Below are 20197 nucleotides of genomic sequence, written 5' to 3'. Positions count from 1 at the left end.
GGTAGGTCATGCTCACAACCCGACCCACGGGCGGTAGGTTGGGTTTTCGTTACTTTGAGCAAGTGAGATAGCGGACAATGCGGTACATTGGTGTCATGCAAAGTCGACCCTTTACTCCCCTCCTCTCCCTACTGTTCTGCGCGCTGCTTTCCGGCGGACTCTCCGCCCAGCAATTTCGCGCCCTGCTCATTACCGAGACCGCCGGCTGGCACCATCCCTCCATTACCGCGGGTATCCCGGCCCTACAGGCGCTTGCGAAGCGGCACGATTTCGTGCTCGATCGGCAGCAGGATGCCATTCCACTGTCGGATAAAGGGTTGGAAAACTACGACGTCATCATCATGCTGAGCACCACGGGCGACATCTTCACCGACGAGGAGCAGGCGGCCTTCGAGCGTTTTATCCAGTCGGGCAAGGGGTACGTGGGCATTCATGCCGCCTCCGATACGGAGTACGACTGGCCCTGGTACACCCAACTGGTCGGGCACATGTTTCACGTACACCCGCAGAACCAGACGGCCATGTTTGACGTAGTTGACGCCAACTTTCCCGGGCTGGAGCGGTGGCCGGCCCGCCTGTTGTGGACCGACGAGATCTACGATTTCTCCCCCGCTACCGTCGACGACCTCAACTACCTCATCACCGTGGACGAACAAACCTACGATCCACAAGTCGACTGGGGTACCAAAAAAAGCGACGGCATGGGCGACTTTCACCCCATCGCCTGGTACCACGATTTCGACGGCGGGCGAGCTTTCTACACCGCACTGGGTCACATCGACGATACCTACAAGGACGACCTTTTCCTCCAGCACATCTACGGCGGCATCTACTGGGCGGCTACCGGCAAGGGACTCAAGACAACCAAGTAGCGCTTACCGGTCCAATCGATCCACGATCGGTGAGATCACGGCACGCCAGATGTCGTAGCCGGCTTCGTTCATGTGCAGGTTGTCGGCGATAAAAATGTCGTCGCGCACCTCCCCGTTTGCCTGTAGGGCCGGGGTCCAGACGTCGGCGTAGTAGGTGTGGTCGGTCTTTTCCGTATAGGTCCGCAGGCGCGCATTCGCGTCTTCGTATTTCTCCTTTAACGCCCACCGGGCCACGCTCGGCTTGGGGGAAATGAAGACGACCGGCACGTCTTTTCCGACATTTTTCGCAATCAACTTGCGTAGTTTTTTCGCCTGTTTGAGCACTTCTTTGGGGGAGTCGCCCGCGGCGATGTCATTGTCCCCTTCGTACACGAACACCACGCTCGGTTGGTAGGGATAGATCACGCGATCGGCGTAGTACAGCAGGTCGCTGAATTCGGAGCCGCCGAAGCCCCGGTTCAACACGCGGTGGCCGGGCAAATCTTCCGCTACGGTATTCCACTTTACAATCGAGGACGAGCCGACGAACAAGATCACACCGGGCGCTACGGGCTCCACCTCATCGGCTGCCTCAAAGGCCTGAATGGAAGACTCGAACCGGGTCGCATCCTGGGCGGTGAGGAGCGAGCAGGACAGCAGAAGGGAGAATAATAGGTAGCGCATTATAAGTTGTTGGGCGGGTTCGCGGGAGCGGTGAAAATACCGTGGCAGCCCGTGAATTTACTCCTTCCCGAAGTAGTGTTCAACAACCTCCCGTCGGCGGGCGGCGTTCCCCGGCTTTAACTTCTTCCCCGTGCTCGCAAAAAGAATCATACCCTGCCTCGACATCAAGGACGGCCGAACCGTAAAGGGCGTCAATTTCGTCAACCTGCGCGACGCCGGCGACCCCGTCGAGCTCGGTGCGAAGTACAGCCTGGCCGGGGCCGATGAGCTGGTCTTCCTCGACATCACCGCCACCCACGAACGCCGCAAGACCCTGGCCGACCTGGCCCGCGACATCGCCCGCCACCTCAACATCCCCTTCACGATCGGCGGAGGAATCAAGGCCCTGGAGGACGTTCACGTTCTGCTCGACGCCGGGGCCGATAAGGTTGCCGTGAACTCCGCCGCCGTACGCCGCCCGGAACTGATCGACGAGCTGGCCTACGCCTTCGGCAACCAGTTCGTCGTGCTGGCGGTCGATGCAAAATTGGTCGACGGGGACTGGTACGTCCACCTCAACGGCGGCCGCATTAAGACCGAGCAAAAGCTGTACGACTGGGTCGGAGAGGCGCAGGAGCGGGGTGCCGGTGAGATCCTCTTCACCAGTATGGACCACGACGGCACCAAAGCCGGTTTTGCCAACGATGCCCTGGCCCGCATGAGCGAGCAACTGAGCATTCCTATCATCGCCAGCGGCGGAGCGGGAAACAAGGAACACTTCGCCGAAGTCTTCACCAAGGGCAAGGCGGATGCCGGACTGGCCGCCAGCATTTTTCACTTCGGGGAGGTAGAGATTTCCGACCTCAAGGACTATCTGGCCGGGGAGGGCGTACCGGTGCGGCCGATCAGCCGATGAAGGCCTCAGCACCCGCGGCCAGCGTAGCGAAAAACATCAGGGCGGTAAAGCCCAGGTAAGCGATGGTCAGTATGCCGTACAGCTTGAACAGTCGGGCCAGCGCACCCAGCGCATCGCTCACGGCCCGAGAATTCCCGTGATCGATGCCCACGGTCGCTTCGGCCCCGAATTTGTACAGCAAATAAGACAAATAGAACAAGAGCAGGAAGATGGCGGCGTAGACGGCAAGCGTGATGGTGAGCAAGACTCCCCCACCGTTAAACGGGGCCATTCCTCCCGTCGCCCCGACAAGTGCAAGGAAGGTTCCGCCGAATAAGACCGCCACCAGCAGAAAAATACCGACAAATGCCATGCTTACGATACCCAGAAAGCGACCCCACTTGCCGGCTTTGCGTAGGTTTGCGGCATCTTGGCGGGTCAGGGTCAGTTCGCTGCCGTAGCCGTCGTCTAGGGTGGAGGATCGTTCCATATGATCGGGAGGGGTAAGTAAGTGATTAAGATAACGTCAATGCAAGTAACCAGCGATACCGTAGCAGCACTCGATTTCGGTAAAGAAAACGGCTTGATTCCCGCAATAGTGCAGGACGGCACGACCCGCGTGGTCCTGATGCAGGGATACATGAACGCCGAAGCACTGACCAAAACCCTGGAAACGGGCCGGGTCACCTTCTTCAGCCGCAGCAAGCAGCGCCTCTGGACCAAGGGGGAATCCTCCGGCAACGTCCTGAACCTCATCCGCATCGATGCCGACTGCGACCGCGATTCCCTCCTCATCCAGGCCACTCCCACCGGCCCCGTCTGCCACACCGGCTCCGATACCTGCTGGGACCACCAGAACGAGGGCGACTTCATCGCTCACCTCGAACGCACCATCCAGGACCGCCGCGACAACCCCAGCGAAAGCAGCTACACCACCTCCCTCCTCCGCCGCGGCATCAACAAAGTCGCCCAAAAAGTAGGCGAAGAAGCCGTCGAGCTCGTCATCGAAGCCAAGGACAACGACAAGGACCTCTTCCTCGGCGAAGCCGCCGACCTCATGTACCACTACCTCGTCCTCCTGGCCGCTAAGGGCTACACCCTCGCAGAGGTAAAGGACGTCCTCCGCAAACGTCACAAATAAGGCGGGAACGCAGGAGCAATCCCCTCCCGCAACCAATCCACACCCCCGGGCTGTTATCCCCTCAATCCCCCACCCCCTCAATCCTTCAATCCCTCACCCCTTCCCTCCCTCAATCCCTCCCATGACCCTCCAAGAACGCATCACCCCCGACCTCAAAGCCGCCATGCGCGCCAAGGACCAGGCCGCCCTGCGGGGCATCCGCGCTATCAAGAACGCCATCCTCCTGCAACAAACCGACGGCAGCGGCGATACCCTGGATGAGGCCGGCGAGATCGCCCTCCTGCAAAAGCTCGTCAAGAGCCGGCAGGAAAGCCTCGACATCTACGAAAAGCAGGGCCGCGAGGACCTCGCCCAGCCCGAGCGGGAGGAGATCGAGGTGATCAGCCGCTACCTGCCCGAGCAGCTGTCAGACGAAAAGATCGAAGCCCTCGTTAAGGAAGTGATCGCCGAAACCGGTGCCACCTCCATGCGCGATATGGGCAAGGTGATGGGCCAGGCCAATGCACGGGCCGCCGGTCGGGCCGACGGCAAGCAGATCGCCGCCACCGTCAAACGACTGTTGGCTTAGGAGTTCCCTACTTACTATGCTGAAGAAACTGGATTGGTACATAATTGGGAAGTTCCTCCGCACCTTTTTCTTTACGGTGCTGATCTTCTCGATGGTGAGCATGATCATAGACTTTAGCGAAAAGGTCGAACGCTTCATCGAGTCGGACATCACGAAGGAGATCATCGCCTTCGAGTACTTTCCGACTTTCCTGCTCTTCATTCTCGGATTCCTCTGGCCTATGCTTACGCTGATCGCCGTGATCTTTTTCACGGGGCGGATGGCGGACAATTCCGAGATCATCAGCATCCTCAATGCCGGGGTGAGTTTCTGGCGACTGATGCGGCCCTACCTTATCTCGGCCGGCTTCCTTTTCCTGCTCTACCTGGCAGGGATTCACTACCTAGTGCCCATGGCCAACGCCCACCGGACGGAGATCGAACGCGTGTACTTCAGCAGCGGCCGCGATGAGGGAAAGACGACCAACGTACACTTCTTCGTCGCTCCCGACACGAAGGTCTACATGACCCATTACAGCAAACGGGACAGCGCGGCGCGCAACTTCCGGATCGAGCACCTCGTCGACAATCAACTGATCAGCCTCACCAAGGCCCGGTCGGCTAAGTTCGTGGATGGCGACCCGGCGATTTGGCGGCTCGATAACTACGAGATGCGCACCTTCGACGGCCTGCACGAGACGATTACGATTGGGGGAAGGGAAACCCTCGATACCGTCCTCAACCTACGGCCCGAGGACTTCGTCGACTACCGCGAGCAACAATCGGCCCTCACCACGCCGGAACTCCTCTCCCAGATCCGCAAGCAGCGGGAACGCGGTGCCGGCAACATCCGCAAGTACGAGGTCGAACTGGCCCGCCGCTCGGCCGAACCGTTCACCATCTTTATCCTAACCCTGATCGGGCTGTCGGTCGCCGGCCGGAAGGTTCGTGGTGGAATGGGTATTCAGCTGGCCCTCGGGATTTTTATGGGAGCGCTCTTTGTCTTTCTCAGCCGCTTCGCCTCCACCATAAGCGCCGGCACCAATCTGCCCGTATTCCTGGGTATGTGGATGCCCAACCTGATCTTCTTCGCCGCGGCCATGTTCTTCGTGTCGCGCGCCCAACGCTAGACTCACATCTAATCCGGGTGTCATTTGTTAAATTCAGACGTGCCCGCTCCGCGGTTGGCCGCTAAATACCAAGATAATGGACCAGAAAAAGTTAATGACCTGGGGAATCATCGGATTCTTCCTCCTCATCATATTCGCAATGATCAGTAGTGCCACCTTCGTTACCATCGATTCGGGTGAACGGGGCGTGCTATTCCGGCGATTCGCAGGACTTGAGAAAGAACACATCTTTGCCCCCGGCTTCCACGTGGTTGCCCCCTGGAATAACATGTACGTCTACGAGGTGCGTGAGTCGCAAATCGAGGAGGCGATGGAAGTCCTTTCCAGCAACGGCCTCAATATCAGGGTAGACGTTACCGTTCGGGTACGCCCGAACTTTGCTGATGTCGCCCTACTGCACGAAACCTTCGGTAGGGACTATATGGAACGACTCATCCGCCCCGAGGTACGTTCGAGCGTACGTCAGGTCATCGGCAAGTTTACTCCCGAGGAACTCTACTCCACCAAGCGCGATGAGGTACAGACCCTGATCACCCAGGAACTGTCGAATACCCTGACCAACAACTACATCGACCTCCGCGCCATTCTCATTCGCGATATCGAACTGCCCGACAAGGTGCGTACCGCCATTGAAGAGAAGCTTGAGGCCGAACAGGGCTCACTCAAGTACGAATACATCCTCACGCGGGAAAAACAGGAAGCCGAGCGGCGGCTCATTGAGGCTCAGGCCAAGGCCGACGCCAACCGTATTCTTACCGCCAGTCTCTCGGAGAACATTCTCCGGGACAAGGGCATCGAAGCGACCCTCGAACTCGCGAAGTCTCCCAATAGCAAAGTGGTGATCGTAGGCGATGCGGGCAGTAGCGGCCTTCCCCTTATTCTCGGCGGCGGCAATTAAGCCGACTGCCGCAGGTGAGACAAGTGGTAGTTGTAGACAAATTTAGGCGTCTCTTCGTACAATTGCTCGTATAGTTTGAGCGCGCGCTGGCGGGAGGCATCGTCCGTCTTTCCGCTGATGTTGTAATAAGCGAGGTAAGCCTCCGCTTCCTGCTCTACCGTGAGGGTAGCCGACTCGAGCAGTTCCTCGATGACGCCCTTCGCCTCCACCGCATTCGCTTCATCGTAGGCGACCAGACAGCGGGCGTGCAGGAGCCTGGCACCGAACAGCACGTCGGGGTTACCCAGGTCCTCGGCAACCGCTAGCGCTTCCCTTTCTACTTCCTTAACGGCATCCAATTGTCCGTCTGCCAATAGCACGAGCCCTTTCTCGTACAGGCTGGCCCCCAGCACCAGGCGGTTGTTGGTGGAACGGGCAATTTCGATCGCCTGGTCGTAATATTCTCCCGATAGGTCGTACTTCGCCTGGAGGTAATAAATATCGCCGAGGGTGTTAACTGCCTTCGCCACCCCCTTGCGGTAACCCAGGTCACTACTGATCGACAGACAGCGATCGAGGTGGGCGATGGCCTTCGAGAAGTTGCCCATCACGCTGTTGATGTCACCCAGTAGCCCTTCGGTAACGGCAATACCCTGGCGGTCGCCGATCTCGTAACACATCTTGAGGTCCTGTTCGTACAGCTCAAGCGCCGCTCCGTATTTACCCTGTCTTTCCTTAATGTTGCCGAGGCTTCCGAGTCCGATGGCCTGCAGGCGCCGGTCGCCCAGCTCACGCGCGAGTTGCAGCCCCTGCCGGTGGTGATTGAGGGACAGATCGTAATCGCCGCTTTCGAAGTATACGATCCCCAAATTGGTGTGCAGGGTGGCGAGCCCCATTTTATCGTTGCTCGCCTCGTGCCGTGGAATTTGATCCCGGATGACCGCAATTGCCTCCTCGTAACTGCCGAGGTTCATGTACGTAAGTCCCAGGTGACTGATCGTGCCGGCGGAAGTGGTCGTCCCGGCCTCACTCAGGCCGCTGTCGAGCGATTTTTTGTAGTAGGTAAGGGCCTTGTCGTAGTGATTGGTGCGAAAGTACAGGTTGCCCATGTTGCTGTACGCCCGTGCGATGCCGAAGATATCGTCTACCGACTCGAATAGACCGGCGGCTACTTTCAGAAAATCCATGGCCATATCGTACTCCCCCCTGAGGGTGTGTAGTTGTCCCAGGGCATTGTTGGTGCGCCCCAGCAGCACCACGTCGCGGCTGGTCTTGGCTATATATTGGGCCTCCTCGTAGGCCACTTGTGCCTCTTCCCAGCGGCCCACGATCTCGTAGATCCCTCCCTGGCTGAGGTAGATGTTGACGCTGATGTCCTCGCTCGGGCTCTGGCTCAGCTTTTCGATCAGGCGTTTATAGAGGTCGAGGGCCTGCTGATTCTGGTAGTTGGCCCGGGCGTAACTGGCAGCCTTGCTCAGGTACTCGATCGTCTTTTCGTTCTCTCCGCTGTGTTCGTAATGGAAGGCCAGGTCGACGTAGCGTTCCTCGATGTTGTCTCCGTATAGTTTCTCGATTGCCCGGGCGATCTGCCGGTGGAGTTGCTGCAGGCGGGTGGTGAGCTGCATTCCGTATACGGCTTCCCGGAGCAGGCTGTGGCGAAAGATGTAGCGCAACTCGTTCATGGCACTCCATATCTGGCCGCGCTCGGCTACCTCAATCTGCTCCTCCAGCAGCTGCATGATATTTTCCGTCCCGTTAAAGCCGGCATCCATACGCATCACCTCGGTCAGTACCGGGATATCGAACTCACGCCCGATCACCGCCGCCGCCTTCACCGTTTCCCTGACCATGTCCGACAGCCGGTCGATACGCGCCGTCAGGATGGAGGTGATACTTGTCGATAATTTGATGCTCTCGTCGCTGAGGTGTAGCAGACCGTCGCTTTTCTCGTGCAGCAACTCATTTTCCCGGAAATACTCCAGGATCTGTTCGAGGTAGAAGGGATTGCTGTTGGTTGCCCGGAGGAGCGTTTTCAGGGTAGGATCGGAGATGGCTCCCCCCAGCGTGGACTCCGCAAGTTCGCGCACGGCCTGGGTGGTGAGCCCGCCGATCTCTACCGAAATGATGGGTAGCTGCAACTGTTCACGCAGGCTCTCGGGCACCAGCTGTGGATATTGGCCGTCATCGTCCGGGCGGGCGGTGGCAACAATCAACAACGGAAGTTGCTCAATTCTTCTTACCAGTTCCCTTACTATCGTGAGGCTGTCCTCATCGATCCAGTGGATGTCCTCCAGTTCCAACACCGTAGGCTGAAGCAGGCACTCGGCGATAATTAGCGTAACGATACCGTCAATGGTGTTCTGGTAGCGCCCCTGGGCGTCGAGCTGGGTCCACAGGGAACCCGGCATCACGATCCCCAGCTGGGCCGCGAGTACGGATTGGGTGCGCACCAGTTCTTCGGCAAGCTGGCGGGCCCTGTCCGTACCCCTACGCTGAAGGCTCAGTTGCAACCGGTCGATCTTAAACTGGAACCGGCGCAGGTTCTGTTCCGTCCCGAGGTCAATGCTCTGGCGGAAGAGGCGCTCGAGCATGTAGGTGAAGGGGTTAAAGGACTTGCGCAGAATTTGGTCGCAGCTTCCGAGCAGCCAGTTGACTGCCTCGATCTTGTTCATGCGGTGGCGCAGCTCGTAGGTCAGGCGACTCTTGCCGATGCCGGCTTCCCCCCGAACGTGAGCGATCCCCGCCGGCCGGCGCTCGTGCAGCGGGGCGGAAAATTCCAGAAGTCGCGCAATTTCCTCATTTCTACCGATGGGCTTCCCTCCGTAGCTGGGCTTACCGATCGACTGCCGACGTCCCTCGAGAGCGAAGGTGGCTTCCGGCTCCTTGATCCCCTTATACCTCAGCTTACCCTTGGGCATAAACCGGAACTGGGGATTGGCGGCAATCTCTCCGTCGACCAGTACTTCCTTCCAGTCGGCCTCCGCCATAATCCGTGCGGCCAGGTTCACCCGGTTACCGACGCAGGCGTACTGCGCCCGCTCCTTTCCCCCCACGATACCGGTGAAGGCCGTTCCCACGGTCATACCCATTCGGAAGCGGAAGCTTCGTTTGGTAGACGCACTCAGTGCCTCCAGTTCCTGCTGCACCACCAGGGCAAATTCGACCGCCCGCGTCACGTTGTTCTCGTAAGAAACCGGAGCCCCGAAAAAAATGACCATCAGGGCCCCCTTGTCCCCGTAATCGACTTCCTTAAAGTAGCCGCCGAAATCTTTCACCTGATTCAGGACCACCGTAGCAAATTGGTCGAGCTCATCGTGGGTACGTACGGCATCGAAGGATAGAAAACACGACACCACCGTGCGAAATTCCCCCGCCTGATCGTAACGGACCACCTCCGGCGGCAGAAAGGCAACGGCCGTCTCCGCATCAATGACGGGCAGGGCAACCGGCTCAATCTCAAGGTCTATCACGGTCGACACGTCACCCAGTACCCGGTAGGCACCCGTGGCGACCTCCTCCGTGTAGACGATACTCCCCTCAATGAGCGTATGCACAAAATCACTCACCACAATTTCCTGTTCTCCGGCGAGGGTCTGGCACTTTGCCGCCTGATCGATCGCCGGCCCGCGGAAGTAAAAGGCCCGAAGTTCTTCTCCGACGATTCCGTAGCGTACCGTACCGGCCGCCACGCCTGCCTTGATTCCGATCCTGAATTTGTTGCCGAATTTGTTGCCCCGGTCACGGAACAGTTGTCGGGCACGCTCCGCCGTACGCAGCAGATGCATGGCGTGAACGCGGTCTAGCGGCAGGGGAAACACTGCCGTAAAGGCATCGCCCGCGAAATAGGGGATGATCCCCCCCGAAGCGTACACCAATGCCACCAGCGGCTCGAACACCTCATTGAGGATCATCGACAGCTGCTCGGCACCCGTAAGTCCCTGCTGCATCAGGGTCTCGGTGAGGGGAGTAAAACCCGATAGATCGATGTTGAGGGTAAAGGCCCGCAGCTCACCGTGTAATTCACCGGCAATAAGCTTCTGCTGTATGAAAGGAGGAATAAGCGGCTGCACGATTAGATGGATGGGGCCGGATAAAGATAGTCCGTCGCTGAAAATAAAAAACGGCCCCCCGCATGTACGGGCGACCGTTGGTGATTCTTATGTAATCTTAGGTATTTTACCGCGGGGTGCAACCACCGCGGCCTAAAAGTGACGCGTGCCGTCGAGTAATGCGGACGTAAGACTCAGGCCACCACCCAGCGCACAGGCGGCCATCAGAACGAAAAGAATAGTCATGAGTTGAAAGTTAGAAATGAAGACTTTGGTACGATCAGAAAGCCCCGGAAGCATGGGTTTTGCGCGTTACTACATTCAATACACGCCTTTACTTCCGGGCTTGCGTGCAATAAACATAATTACGGCAAGCTATCCAAGCGCTCCGAACCTGCTTTTCACATTTCTTTCCATTTCTTCCCCTTCCGCTCCTACTACCCTGCTAAACAGCACGGTAGCCGTCGATCTACTCTACCTGAATATCGACAATCATAATGGGGGTTTCACCGCTGCGGGGCGCATCATCCCGGCCCTGAACCCATTGGTAGATCCTTAGTTGGTCGTTGTGCTCCGCAATCTTGACCGCATAAAGCCCACCGAGCTGCCGGGCGCTGACGATCTCCGGCTCCTGTTCCTCCGTGTCCGCTCCGCTGAAAATGTAGTACGCGTGGCCCACGGGTGGGGGCGGTACGTCGGAAAGATCAACGAGGGCTACCCCGACTCCGGCCAGCACGTGTACGTGTATCGTGCCCGTATCCATGGGCTGATCGATGGACGTCAAGTTTTCCCAGTTTGCCGCCGCTGCTTCGATGGCCGCCCGGCTCCGCTCCATGTCGAGGCGGTGACTGGCATCGTCCTGGGCGTGAAGCGCCCGCTCGGTGATGAGCTCGCCCCGAACGTTTTCCTTAAGCCGGAAGAGGTATCCGCTGAGAAAAACCAGCAAGAAAATAATTGCGATGAGCACGTAACGCCAAATGTTGAGCGTGTGGTTGTGCTCCATCATGGCGGTAATCATCTCGTGGTCGAGATCCTGAAAATCCTCCGCACTGCGGGCCTCCCGACCGGGCGGCGGCGGGCCGATGTTGCGTGAGTCGGCGTAGGCGTTCAGGTCTTCGCGCAGCCGCTCCACTTCCTGCTCGAGAAAAGGGTCCTCACGCATCAACTGCTCGACCTCGGCCATCCGCTCCGGCCCTAACAGGCCGAGCACATACTGATCCAACAGTCCGCTTCGCTTGAGTTCTTCCCTATTCATATACTTCCCCGGGGTACTACTTTCTGAAAACACCGCGCATCCTTCATTGTGCGTCCGGTAGTACCTAAAGACCAATTGTAGTCCGCATGTTTAAATTTCCGGCGGGGACGCAGGAGCAGGGTCATAGGACCACTTGAGATACAGGGCACCCCAGGTGAACCCACCGCCAAAAGCAGTGAGGATCAGGTTGTCCCCCTTACGGAGCCGGGGTTCGTAATCCCAGAGACAGAGCGGCAGGGTCCCGGCCGTCGTATTGCCGTAGCGTTCAATATTCACCATCACCTTATCTAGGGGAAAGTCGACCATTTTACTCACCGTCTGGATGATCCGGATGTTGGCCTGGTGGGGCACCAGCCAGTTGACGGTATCGGTAGTCAGGCCGTTACGCTCCATAACTTCCAGGACAACGTCCGACATGCCCTTTACGGCAGCCTTGAAGACGGGCCGTCCGTTTTGCCGGACGAAGTGTTCGCGGGCCATGACGGTGTCGACGGTGGCCGGTCTGCGGGATCCGCCCGCGACGAGGTAAAGGTGTTCCTCTCCACTTCCGTCGCCGTAGTGGCGGTAGTCCATGAAACCGGTACCGTCGGTGGTCGGCTCCAGCATAACGGCCCCGCAACCATCGCCAAAAATGACGCAGGTGGTCCGGTCGGTATAGTCGATGATGGAAGACATCTTGTCGGCGCCCACTACGATTACCTTCTTGTGCTGACCGGCCTCGATGAATTTCGCCCCTACGGTAAGGGCGTAAAGGAAGCCGCTACACGCCGCGCTGACGTCGAAGCCGAAGGCGTTGTTGATGCCTGCTTTGTAACAAGCCACGTTGGCCGTATCGGGAAAGATACTATCTCCCGTCACGGTCGCGCATATGACCAGCTCCACGTCGTCGGGATCGGTATCGGTCTTTTTCATCAGGCCGCGCAGGGCTTCGGCCACCATGAAGGAAGTGCCCATGTTGTCTCCCTTCAGGATGCGGCGTTCGCGAATCCCGGTACGGGTGGTGATCCACTCATCGCTGGTATCGACGATGGTGGCCAGCTCGTCGTTGGTGAGCACGTAATCCGGTACGTATCCTTGTACCCCCGTAATGGCGGCGCGAATTTGACTCATGGTTAGTGGGGTAAGCTGAATTTAGGGCCACAAGGTAAGTAGGTCGCCCCCGCCCCACAACTCAGATTGCGGCACGATTGCCGGTGGCTAACCTATATCCGATCGGTTTCACTGAACTCGCTCAGCGCGATCAGCCCCAGAAAGGTGAGTAAGCCGTTGAAGGCTAGAATGAGAAATCCGAACTGAAATCCACCGAGCAGTTCCGCCGAATAGGTATCGACCAGAATGGACGCCACCGGAGAAAGCAGACAAATCAGCACGAGTGCGGGCACTTCCAGGCCGCCGATGGTAACGACCTCACGTACCCGATAATTCGTCAGCAAGCCGAAGGAGAACAGGCCCAGCAGCGGCCCGTAAGTGTAGCCGGCTGCCTTGAATAAGCTGTTGATGACCGCCTCGTCGTTGATCAACTGGAAGGCCATGATGACACAGAACAGCAGTACGGAGAAGCCGGAATGCACCAACAAACGCCGCGTTTTGTCCGAATCACGTTGCACCTGCGCGCCGCCGCCCGCTTCCGCCCGGTCGCCCATGCCCAGAAAGTCGACGCAGAAAGAGGTCGTAAGCGCAGTGAGCGCACTGTCGGCACTGGAGTAGGCCGCCGCCACAATCCCCAGCACAAAGAGGATACCCGCCACCGGAGGCAGGTTGACCAGGGCGATCGTTGGGTACAGTAAGTCGGAACTCCCGGGAATGGCCAGGCCTACGGTAGCCGCGTAAATGTAGAGCAGGGCTCCAAGTGAGAGGAACAGGAGGTTAGCGAACACCAGCACGATGCTGAACACCAGCATATTCTTCTGCGCATCGCGGAAGTTGGGCATGCTCAGGTTTTTTTGCATCATGTCCTGGTCGAGGCCCGTCATGACGATGGTAATGAGCGCCCCGCTAAAGAATTGCTTGAAGAAGTTATTGGGATCGCTCCATCCCCCCTCAAAGAAGAACCACTGGCTGTAATCGCTCTGCTCGATGAGGTTGGCCACGCCCCCGAGATCGGTATCCAGGGCATTGGCAATGTAGTACACCGTGATGCCCGCGGCGGTGAGCATACACACCGTTTGCAGGGTGTCCGTCACGATGATCGTCTTGATGCCGCCGCGGAAGGTATAGAGCCAGATCAGGAGGATGGTGGTCGCTACGGTTACGAAGAACGGAATGCCGATGGGCGCCGCGACGAACTGTTGCAACACCACCGCCACCAGAAACAGGCGGAAGGAGGAGCCGATGGTACGGGAAAGCAAGAAATAAAACGCGCCGATCTTGTAGCCGTGACGGCCGATGCGGGTGCGCAGGTACTCGTAGATACTGGTGAGCCCCATGCGGTAATACAGCGGCAGCAGCACCAGCGCGATGACTAGGTACCCTAGTAGGTAGCCCATGACCACCTGCATGTAGCTGAAGGCCTGGTTGACGCCCCCGGCCCCTACCGCCCCCGGAATACTGATGAAGGTAACGCCCGACAGACTCGAACCCACCATGCCGATGGCCACCAGGGGCCACGGGGACTTACGACCGGCAAGAAAGAAATCGGCGTTTTCGCTTTCCCGCTTACTGGTGAGGAAAGAAACGAGCACGAGCACCGCGAAGTAAACGGCAACGATGCCGAGGATGGCAAGTGGGCTAAGGGATGCATTCATGGGGAGGGCGCAATTTATACAATCCCCGCTGAAGTAGTTTATCGCCCTCCGACCGGCCTAGCTCAGTTTGGCCAGTTCGTCCCGGAGCGTCTGGGGACTCTGCACTCCCGCCGCCCGAAATTTTAACTCTCCCTTGTGAAAAATCATGGTCGTCGGCATGGCCTGCACCCCGAGCTTCTCGGTGATCTCCGGATTGCGGTCCACGTCAATCTTGACCAGCCGCATGCTGTCGCCCAGCTCCTCCTTCAGTTGCTTCAGAATGGGAGAATAGGCGTGACAGGGGCCGCACCAAGTAGCAAAAAAGTCGATGAGTACGGGCTTTTCGCCGTTGACGAGGTCCTGAAATGAGGTCTGCTGGGCCATGGTTTTTTTGGGTAAAACGGGTAGCGGCTCGCGTAGGTTCGTGGTGTCCCGCCGCGGTCACGGTTCGTGGCATCCCGCCGCGGTATCGGTTCGTGGCGTCCCGCCGCGGTATCGGTTCGTGGCATCTTGCCGCGGTCACGGTTCGTGGCATCTTGCCGCGGTCACGGTTCGTGGCATCCTGCCGCGGTCACGGTTCGTGGCATCTTGCCGCGGTCATGATCGGGAAGTCACTCATAACCCGTAATGACCCCGGCAAGATGCCGGGAACCGCCCCACCCCGGCAAGATGCCAGGAACCAACGAAAACCAGTCAGATCAACGCCAAAAACTCCGCCTCCGTCAATACCCGCACCGTACCCAGTGCGCCGGCCTTCTTGAGTTTAGAGCCGGGTTTTTCTCCGACCACCAGCACGTCCAGTTTACCGCTGACGGCCGAGACGATGCGGGCACCGGCGGCCTTGGCCTTCTCCTGGGCTTCCTTGCGGCTGAGCTGCTGGAGGCTACCGGTGAAGAGCATGGTCTTGCCGACAAAAGGGCCCTCGGTAACTTCCGCGGCCGGGCGGTCCTCGTCGGTGGGGCGTACGTTCACCCCGAGCTCTTCCAGCTCCCGAAGTTGCGTTAGGTGAAGTGGATTTGCGAAGTACTCCATCACGTTGGTGGCTACGGTGGGACCGATGTCCTTGATGTTCAGAAACTGTGCTTCCGACCAGTCGGCCAGGTCGAGAACGTGGTCGACGTGCTGGGCCAGCAACTGACTCGCCTTCTTACCGAGATGGTGGATGCTTAGTCCATGCAGCAGACGCCACAGCGGGTTGCGCTTAGCCGTTTCCACGCTGCGTCGCAGATTTTCGCTCGATCGCTCTCCGAATCCTTCCAGGGTAGCGATCTGGTCGTAGGGCAGGCGGTAAACGTCCACGATGGTATGCAGCCACCCCAGCTCGTAAAACTGCTCCACGTAGCGGCGGCCCATGCCGTCGATGTCCATAGCGACCTTGGAGACGTGGAAGATGATCCGTTGCAGGTTCTGCGCGCCGCACACGCACACGGGACACCGCCAGGCGGCCTCTCCTTCAGCACGGACGAGCGGCACCTCGACGTCGGTCCGATTGATCGGACAGGTCAGGGGCCACACAATGGGCTGCTCGCCGCCGTCGCGCAGTTCCGCCAGCGGCTTTACAATATAGGGGATCACGTCGCCGGCACGCTCCAGGAGCACCTTGTCGCCGAGGCGGAGGTCTTTCTCCCGGATGAAGTCCTCATTGTGCAGACTTACGCTACTGATCATGACGCCGGCGAGAGCAGCGGGTTCGGTCTTGGCTACCGGGGTAATGGTACCGATCTTGCCTACCTGGTACTCTACCCCCAGGAGGGTAGTCGTAGCCTGACGGGCGGCAAATTTGTAGGCAATGGCCCAGCGGGGGTGATGACTGGTATATCCGGCCCGCTCCTGAAGGATGAGGTCATCGACCTTCACGACCATGCCGTCGATCTCGTAGGGATAGTCCTCGCGCTGCCCCTCCCACTGCTTGCAAAAGGCGGCGGCGGCGGTGATGTCGGGTGACTGTATCCGCTCGAATCCGGCAGTGGGCACTTTGAATCCCAGCGCGGTCAGTATATCCAGGGCGTGGGTGTGGGTGCCGAGGGCCTGCACGGCATCGTTACCCGCCTCATCGGTGCCGTAACCGAAACTGTAGATGAAGGCTTCCAGGTTGCGGTCGGCCACTTCGGTCGGGGACTTCATGCGCAGCCCTCCAGTAGCCGTGTTGCGGGGATTTGCGAAGAGGGCCAGGCCGGCAGCGGCGCGGGCTTCGTTCATGACGGCAAAGCGGTCCTTTCTGATCACTACTTCACCCCGTAGTTCCACCCGGTGGAGGCCGTAGCGGCTGAAGGCGGCGGTCAGGGGGATCGACTTGATCACCCGGGCGTTGTGGGTAATTTCCTCTCCGAGTACGCCGTTGCCGCGGGTGGCGGCGCGCACCAGCCGGTCGTTTTCGTACACCAGCGCAATGCTTCCTCCGTCGAACTTCGGTTCCGCGGCGTAGGCGATGGGGGTGGCTTCGTCCATGTTCAGCATTCGCTTCACCTGGCGGTCGAACTCGGCGAGGTCGTCGGGATTGTAGCTGTTGCCGAGGCTCAGCATGGGCACCAGGTGGGGCACGCTCTCGAACTCGCCGGTCAGGTCGCTACCGACGCGCTGGGTGGGGCTGTCGGCCGTCACGAGGTCGGGATGTTCCGCCTCCAGTGCCTCGAGTTGTTTGTAGAGCTGGTCGTATTCGAAATCGCTGATTACCGGATCGTCGCCGACGTAGTATCTCCACTCATGGTAGCGGAGCAGGGAGCGCAGTTCGGGCAGTTGCTCGGCCGGCGGCAGGGTCAGGTCACCTTCGAGGTATTCCTTGGAGCGCACATAGAGCTGCCGCTGTTCTTCTTTGCCGTACATAATCGCTTCGCGTTCTTTGGTATTCAGGCTTTGGGCGGCTAAGCGCGGGAGCCGGGGGAATCCGTTTCGGTGCCGGGTAATTCGGGAAGGGTGATGAGTACTTCCTGGATGCGGCGTTTGTTGACCGACATCACCTGAAAGCGGTAGCCTTCGAACACGATCTCCTCCCCCGCTTCGGGCAGTCGGCCCAGTATTTCGAGCAAGAGGCCGGCCAGGGATTCGGCCTCCCCCTTCACCGGATCGAAGGTGGAAGTCGTGATCTTGAGCACCCGGTACACGTCGTTCAGCAGGGTCTTGCCGTCAAAGACGTAGTTGAGGTCGTCGATGCGCTGGTAGATGATCTCGTCGTCTTCGTCAAATTCATCCTGGATGTCGCCAATCACTTCTTCCAGCACGTCCTCCAGGGTCACGACGCCCTCGGTACCGCCGTACTCGTCGACGACGATCGCCATGTGGGTTTTCTCGGTCTGGAATTCCTTCAGCAGGTCGCTGATCTTTTTGTTTTCGGGTACGAAGAGAATGTCTTCCCGCACCAGAGTAGTCCAGTCGAAATCGGCGGGCTCGTGGCGGTAACCGAGCAGGTCCTTCACGTACAGTAGGCCCCTGACCTTATCGAAATCCTCCTCGAAAACCGGAATGCGGCTGTAGCTCGAATCCCGCACCACGGCGACCAGTTCGTGGTAGTTGATTTTTCGGTCAACGGCCACCACGTCGCCGCGCGACCGCATGATCTGGCGTACCGTTACGTTGTTGAACTTGACGATCCGCTTCAGGATATCGACGTCCTGCCGTTGCGTTTCCTCTCCATTGTCGTCGGTGCTTACCGTCAGGTCGATGGCTTCGTCGATGTCTTCCTGGCTGGCGGCGGCGGCGTCCATCGTGTGGTTTTCCAATCGGCGTTCGATAAAGGAGGCGCCCTGCACCAGGCTCGAGGCCAGGGGATGAAAAGCCCGCATCATGACCTGTATGGGTCGGGCCATGCGGGTGGCCAGCTGCACCTTGTTGTAGCTGGCGTAGACCTTCGGGGCCACTTCACCGAAAAGTACCAGGAGGAAAGTCACGCCGATCACCGTAATAGTAAAGGCGATGGCGGCGGTCAGGCCCTCGGAGGAAAATTGGCGCATCATGGCGATGTTTTCCTGCAGGGCCCGGGTCCAGGCGGCAAACATCGAGGCGGGGAACAGCTTGCGCAGCATGATCTCCGACACTAGGACGATGGCGATGTTGATGAAGTTGTTGGCGATCAGGATGGTGGCCAGCAACATGCGGGGTTTCTCCCTTAGCTCGTAGAGTAGGCCACGTACCGGATTGTTTTCCTGCTCGATCTCCTCGTAATCGTTGGGGGTAAGGGAGAAGAAAGCGACTTCCGAGCCGGACACCAGGCCCGACAGCAGGAGCAAACCCAAAATTGACAAGAAGCCCAGGAACAGCTCCGTGCCGGTGCTCAGCAACAGCATGCCGGGCAGGATAGATAAAAGGGGATCGGTGGGGTCCAACGGTAGGATTTGGTGACGGCTACAAAGATAGGACGCACCTTTCACTAGTGGTCGTCACCCAACTTGTGCAAAAGATCTAAAAGGGCAAATCCTCCTCCGCTTCCATGACCGGCTTAGCGGCCGGTGCCGCGGTGGTCGTTGTCGTGGGGGTCGTAGCCCCGTCCGCCGAATCATCACCTTCGTCCCGCTTACCGTCGAGCAGCCGCAACATGGCACCAACGACCTCCGTCGTTTTGCGGGGATTTCCCTCCTTGTCCTCCCACTTCCGGTGGGCGAGTTTTCCCTCCAGGTAGACGAGCGAACCTTTCTTAGCGTACTTCTGCGCCTTTTCGGCCAGGTGGCGCCACAGCACTACGTCGTGCCACTGGGTATCCTCCTGCCACTGCCCCGCCCGATCGCGGTAATTATCCGTAGTCGCCAGGCGTAGTTTAGCGACCATGGTGCCGTTGCTCAGGGTGCGTATTTCGGGGTCGGCTCCTAAGTAGCCGGCCAGTGTGATCCGATTAATCATCGTCGTATACAGTTTGACGCAAAGCTACACCCTTATTCGCGGGCGCGCTACCGCCGGGAGTACAATCTAAACTTTTTGTTGGGTAATTAACGTCAGAAACCGAGCGTAGGGCTTGCGTCCTCCAGAAAGCGGGTGATCACGCGGGGGAAGGCGAAAGCGCTGAATCCTTGCTTTGCGACAAGCTCGTAGGGCGACGGGGGCTCACCCACCGCCGAGGAATGCGTAAAGACGTGGAATACGACACTGATCTGTTGGTGGGATAGCTGATGCCGAAACACCTTGCTCCTGCGCACCGCCGCCAACTTATCGGTTGCCAGCCACTGCGGCCACTGCTCGGAGGGAAACAGCTGGTCCGGGCCGAGGTCCGCCGACTGCGTTTCTATGAGGGGAAACTGGTAGAGATCCTGCCAGACGTCGCCCGCTCCGCGTCGGTGCAACAGGTAACGGCCTTGGGAATCAGAGACGACGAGGTAATGAAAAAAGCGTTCACGCCGGCTTGCTTTTTTGCCCTTTACCGGGAGCTGGTAGACCTTATCCTGCCGCCGCGCCCGGCATCCTGCCGCGACCGGACACTGTGCACAACTCGCCAGCTTCGGGGTACACATCAGGGCGCCAAAGTCCATAATGGCCTGGTTGAAGGTAGCTGCGGGTGCCGCCCCCATGGCCGCGTCGGTCAACGTCTGAAAGTGTTTGCGGCCCTTCCCCCCGTCGATCGGCGTAGCGTCCGCAGCGAAACGGGACAGGACCCGGTAAACATTGCCGTCCAGCACGGCGACCTGCCGGCCGAAAGCGAAGGAGGCGATGGCCGCGGCCGTGTAAGGACCCACCCCCGCAAGCCCGAGCAGTCCCTCGTACGTATCGGGGAACGCACCCCCCAGTTCTCCGGAAACCTGGCGGGCGGCCCGGAGCAGGTTGCGGGCCCGGGAGTAGTAGCCGAGTCCTTCCCACAACTTCATTACCTCGTCGTCCGGGGCATTTGCCAGATCGTGTACGGTAGGATAGGCGGCCACGAAGCGCTCGAAGTACGGCAGGCCCTGTTCGACCCGCGTCTGCTGGAGGATGATTTCGCTAAGCCATATTTTGTAGGGGTCGGGTTCCTGTTTCCAGGGCATGGGGCGGCGCTCGGGGCGGTACCAGCTCAGGAGCCCGTCGCGGAATAGTTGCCAATCGATATCGCGCATAGGTAAACAAACAATGGTCCGCCGCGAAGTTGCGACGGACCAGTCTCATGAGATTT

General features: G+C 58.9%; 17 protein-coding genes. 6 read left to right on the top strand and 11 right to left on the bottom strand.

Annotated features, from left to right (window positions below; all coding sequences use genetic code 11):
* Positions 1-95: 95 nt before the first annotated feature.
* Positions 96-872, top strand: coding sequence for a ThuA domain-containing protein (locus GGR28_RS10725; RefSeq protein WP_183495787.1), 777 nt, complete (start codon positions 96-98; stop codon positions 870-872).
* Positions 873-875: 3 nt separating this feature from the next.
* Here the strand turns inward: GGR28_RS10725 and GGR28_RS10720 are convergent, their stop codons facing one another.
* Positions 876-1535 (bottom strand): GDSL-type esterase/lipase family protein, encoded by a 660-nt coding sequence (locus GGR28_RS10720; protein WP_183495786.1) that lies wholly within the window; start codon positions 1533-1535, stop codon positions 876-878.
* Positions 1536-1665: 130 nt separating this feature from the next.
* Between GGR28_RS10720 and hisF the strand changes: the two genes are divergently transcribed.
* Entirely contained in the window at positions 1666-2430 is a 765-nt protein-coding gene (gene hisF / locus GGR28_RS10715; RefSeq protein ID WP_183495785.1) for an imidazole glycerol phosphate synthase subunit HisF, read from the top strand.
* Here hisF and GGR28_RS10710 read toward each other — a convergent pair.
* On the bottom strand, positions 2420-2899 hold the full coding sequence (locus tag GGR28_RS10710; protein WP_183495784.1) for a hypothetical protein: 480 nt from the start codon (positions 2897-2899) through the stop codon (positions 2420-2422). The genes hisF and GGR28_RS10710 overlap by 11 nt on opposite strands.
* 39 nt (positions 2900-2938) lie before the next feature.
* Between GGR28_RS10710 and hisIE the strand changes: the two genes are divergently transcribed.
* From hisIE to GGR28_RS10690, 4 genes are all read left to right on the top strand, one after another.
* A complete protein-coding gene (gene hisIE / locus GGR28_RS10705; RefSeq protein WP_183495783.1) occupies positions 2939-3550 on the top strand; it encodes a bifunctional phosphoribosyl-AMP cyclohydrolase/phosphoribosyl-ATP diphosphatase HisIE in 612 nt (203 codons plus the stop codon).
* Between the two features lie 121 nt (positions 3551-3671).
* Positions 3672-4118, top strand: coding sequence for a GatB/YqeY domain-containing protein (locus GGR28_RS10700; protein ID WP_183495782.1), 447 nt, complete (start codon positions 3672-3674; stop codon positions 4116-4118).
* A gap of 16 nt (positions 4119-4134) precedes the next feature.
* The gene (locus GGR28_RS10695) at positions 4135-5226 is read left to right on the top strand and encodes an LptF/LptG family permease (RefSeq protein ID WP_183495781.1); all 1092 of its coding nucleotides are present in this window, start codon (positions 4135-4137) and stop codon (positions 5224-5226) included.
* Between the two features lie 76 nt (positions 5227-5302).
* Entirely contained in the window at positions 5303-6124 is an 822-nt protein-coding gene (locus GGR28_RS10690) for a prohibitin family protein (RefSeq protein ID WP_183495780.1), read from the top strand.
* On the opposite strand, the gene GGR28_RS10685 is transcribed toward GGR28_RS10690, so the two are convergent.
* The 9 genes from GGR28_RS10685 to mutY form a co-directional block, all read right to left on the bottom strand.
* Positions 6121-10173, bottom strand: a complete 4053-nt coding sequence (locus GGR28_RS10685; protein ID WP_183495779.1) for a tetratricopeptide repeat protein — start codon at positions 10171-10173, stop codon at positions 6121-6123. The genes GGR28_RS10690 and GGR28_RS10685 overlap by 4 nt on opposite strands.
* A 448-nt stretch (positions 10174-10621) precedes the next feature.
* Entirely contained in the window at positions 10622-11407 is a 786-nt protein-coding gene (locus GGR28_RS10680) for a hypothetical protein (RefSeq protein ID WP_183495778.1), read from the bottom strand.
* A gap of 90 nt (positions 11408-11497) precedes the next feature.
* Positions 11498-12517, bottom strand: coding sequence for a beta-ketoacyl-ACP synthase III (locus GGR28_RS10675; RefSeq protein ID WP_183495777.1), 1020 nt, complete (start codon positions 12515-12517; stop codon positions 11498-11500).
* Between the two features lie 92 nt (positions 12518-12609).
* The gene (locus GGR28_RS10670; protein ID WP_183495776.1) at positions 12610-14151 is read right to left on the bottom strand and encodes a sodium:solute symporter; all 1542 of its coding nucleotides are present in this window, start codon (positions 14149-14151) and stop codon (positions 12610-12612) included.
* Positions 14152-14208: 57 nt separating this feature from the next.
* Positions 14209-14514 (bottom strand): thioredoxin, encoded by a 306-nt coding sequence (gene trxA / locus GGR28_RS10665; RefSeq protein ID WP_183495775.1) that lies wholly within the window; start codon positions 14512-14514, stop codon positions 14209-14211.
* Between the two features lie 309 nt (positions 14515-14823).
* Positions 14824-16953 carry an NAD-dependent DNA ligase LigA gene (ligA, locus tag GGR28_RS10660; protein WP_183495774.1) on the bottom strand — a complete coding sequence of 710 codons (2130 nt, stop codon included), beginning with the start codon at positions 16951-16953 and terminating at the stop codon, positions 14824-14826.
* 38 nt (positions 16954-16991) lie between these two features.
* Complete coding sequence (gldE, locus tag GGR28_RS10655; RefSeq protein WP_246416625.1) at positions 16992-18449, bottom strand: gliding motility-associated protein GldE; 1458 nt, start codon at positions 18447-18449, stop codon at positions 16992-16994.
* A gap of 76 nt (positions 18450-18525) precedes the next feature.
* A complete protein-coding gene (locus tag GGR28_RS10650; protein ID WP_183495773.1) occupies positions 18526-18960 on the bottom strand; it encodes a single-stranded DNA-binding protein in 435 nt (144 codons plus the stop codon).
* 92 nt (positions 18961-19052) lie between these two features.
* Positions 19053-20141 carry an A/G-specific adenine glycosylase gene (gene mutY / locus GGR28_RS10645; RefSeq protein ID WP_221233864.1) on the bottom strand — a complete coding sequence of 363 codons (1089 nt, stop codon included), beginning with the start codon at positions 20139-20141 and terminating at the stop codon, positions 19053-19055.
* Positions 20142-20197 lie beyond the last annotated feature (56 nt).

It is taken from the genome of Neolewinella aquimaris (assembly GCF_014197245.1).
Classification (GTDB): Bacteria; Bacteroidota; Bacteroidia; order Chitinophagales; family Saprospiraceae; genus Neolewinella; species Neolewinella aquimaris.
Note: the sequence above shows the minus strand (reverse complement) of the source record. Positions and strands in the feature narration are given on the sequence as shown.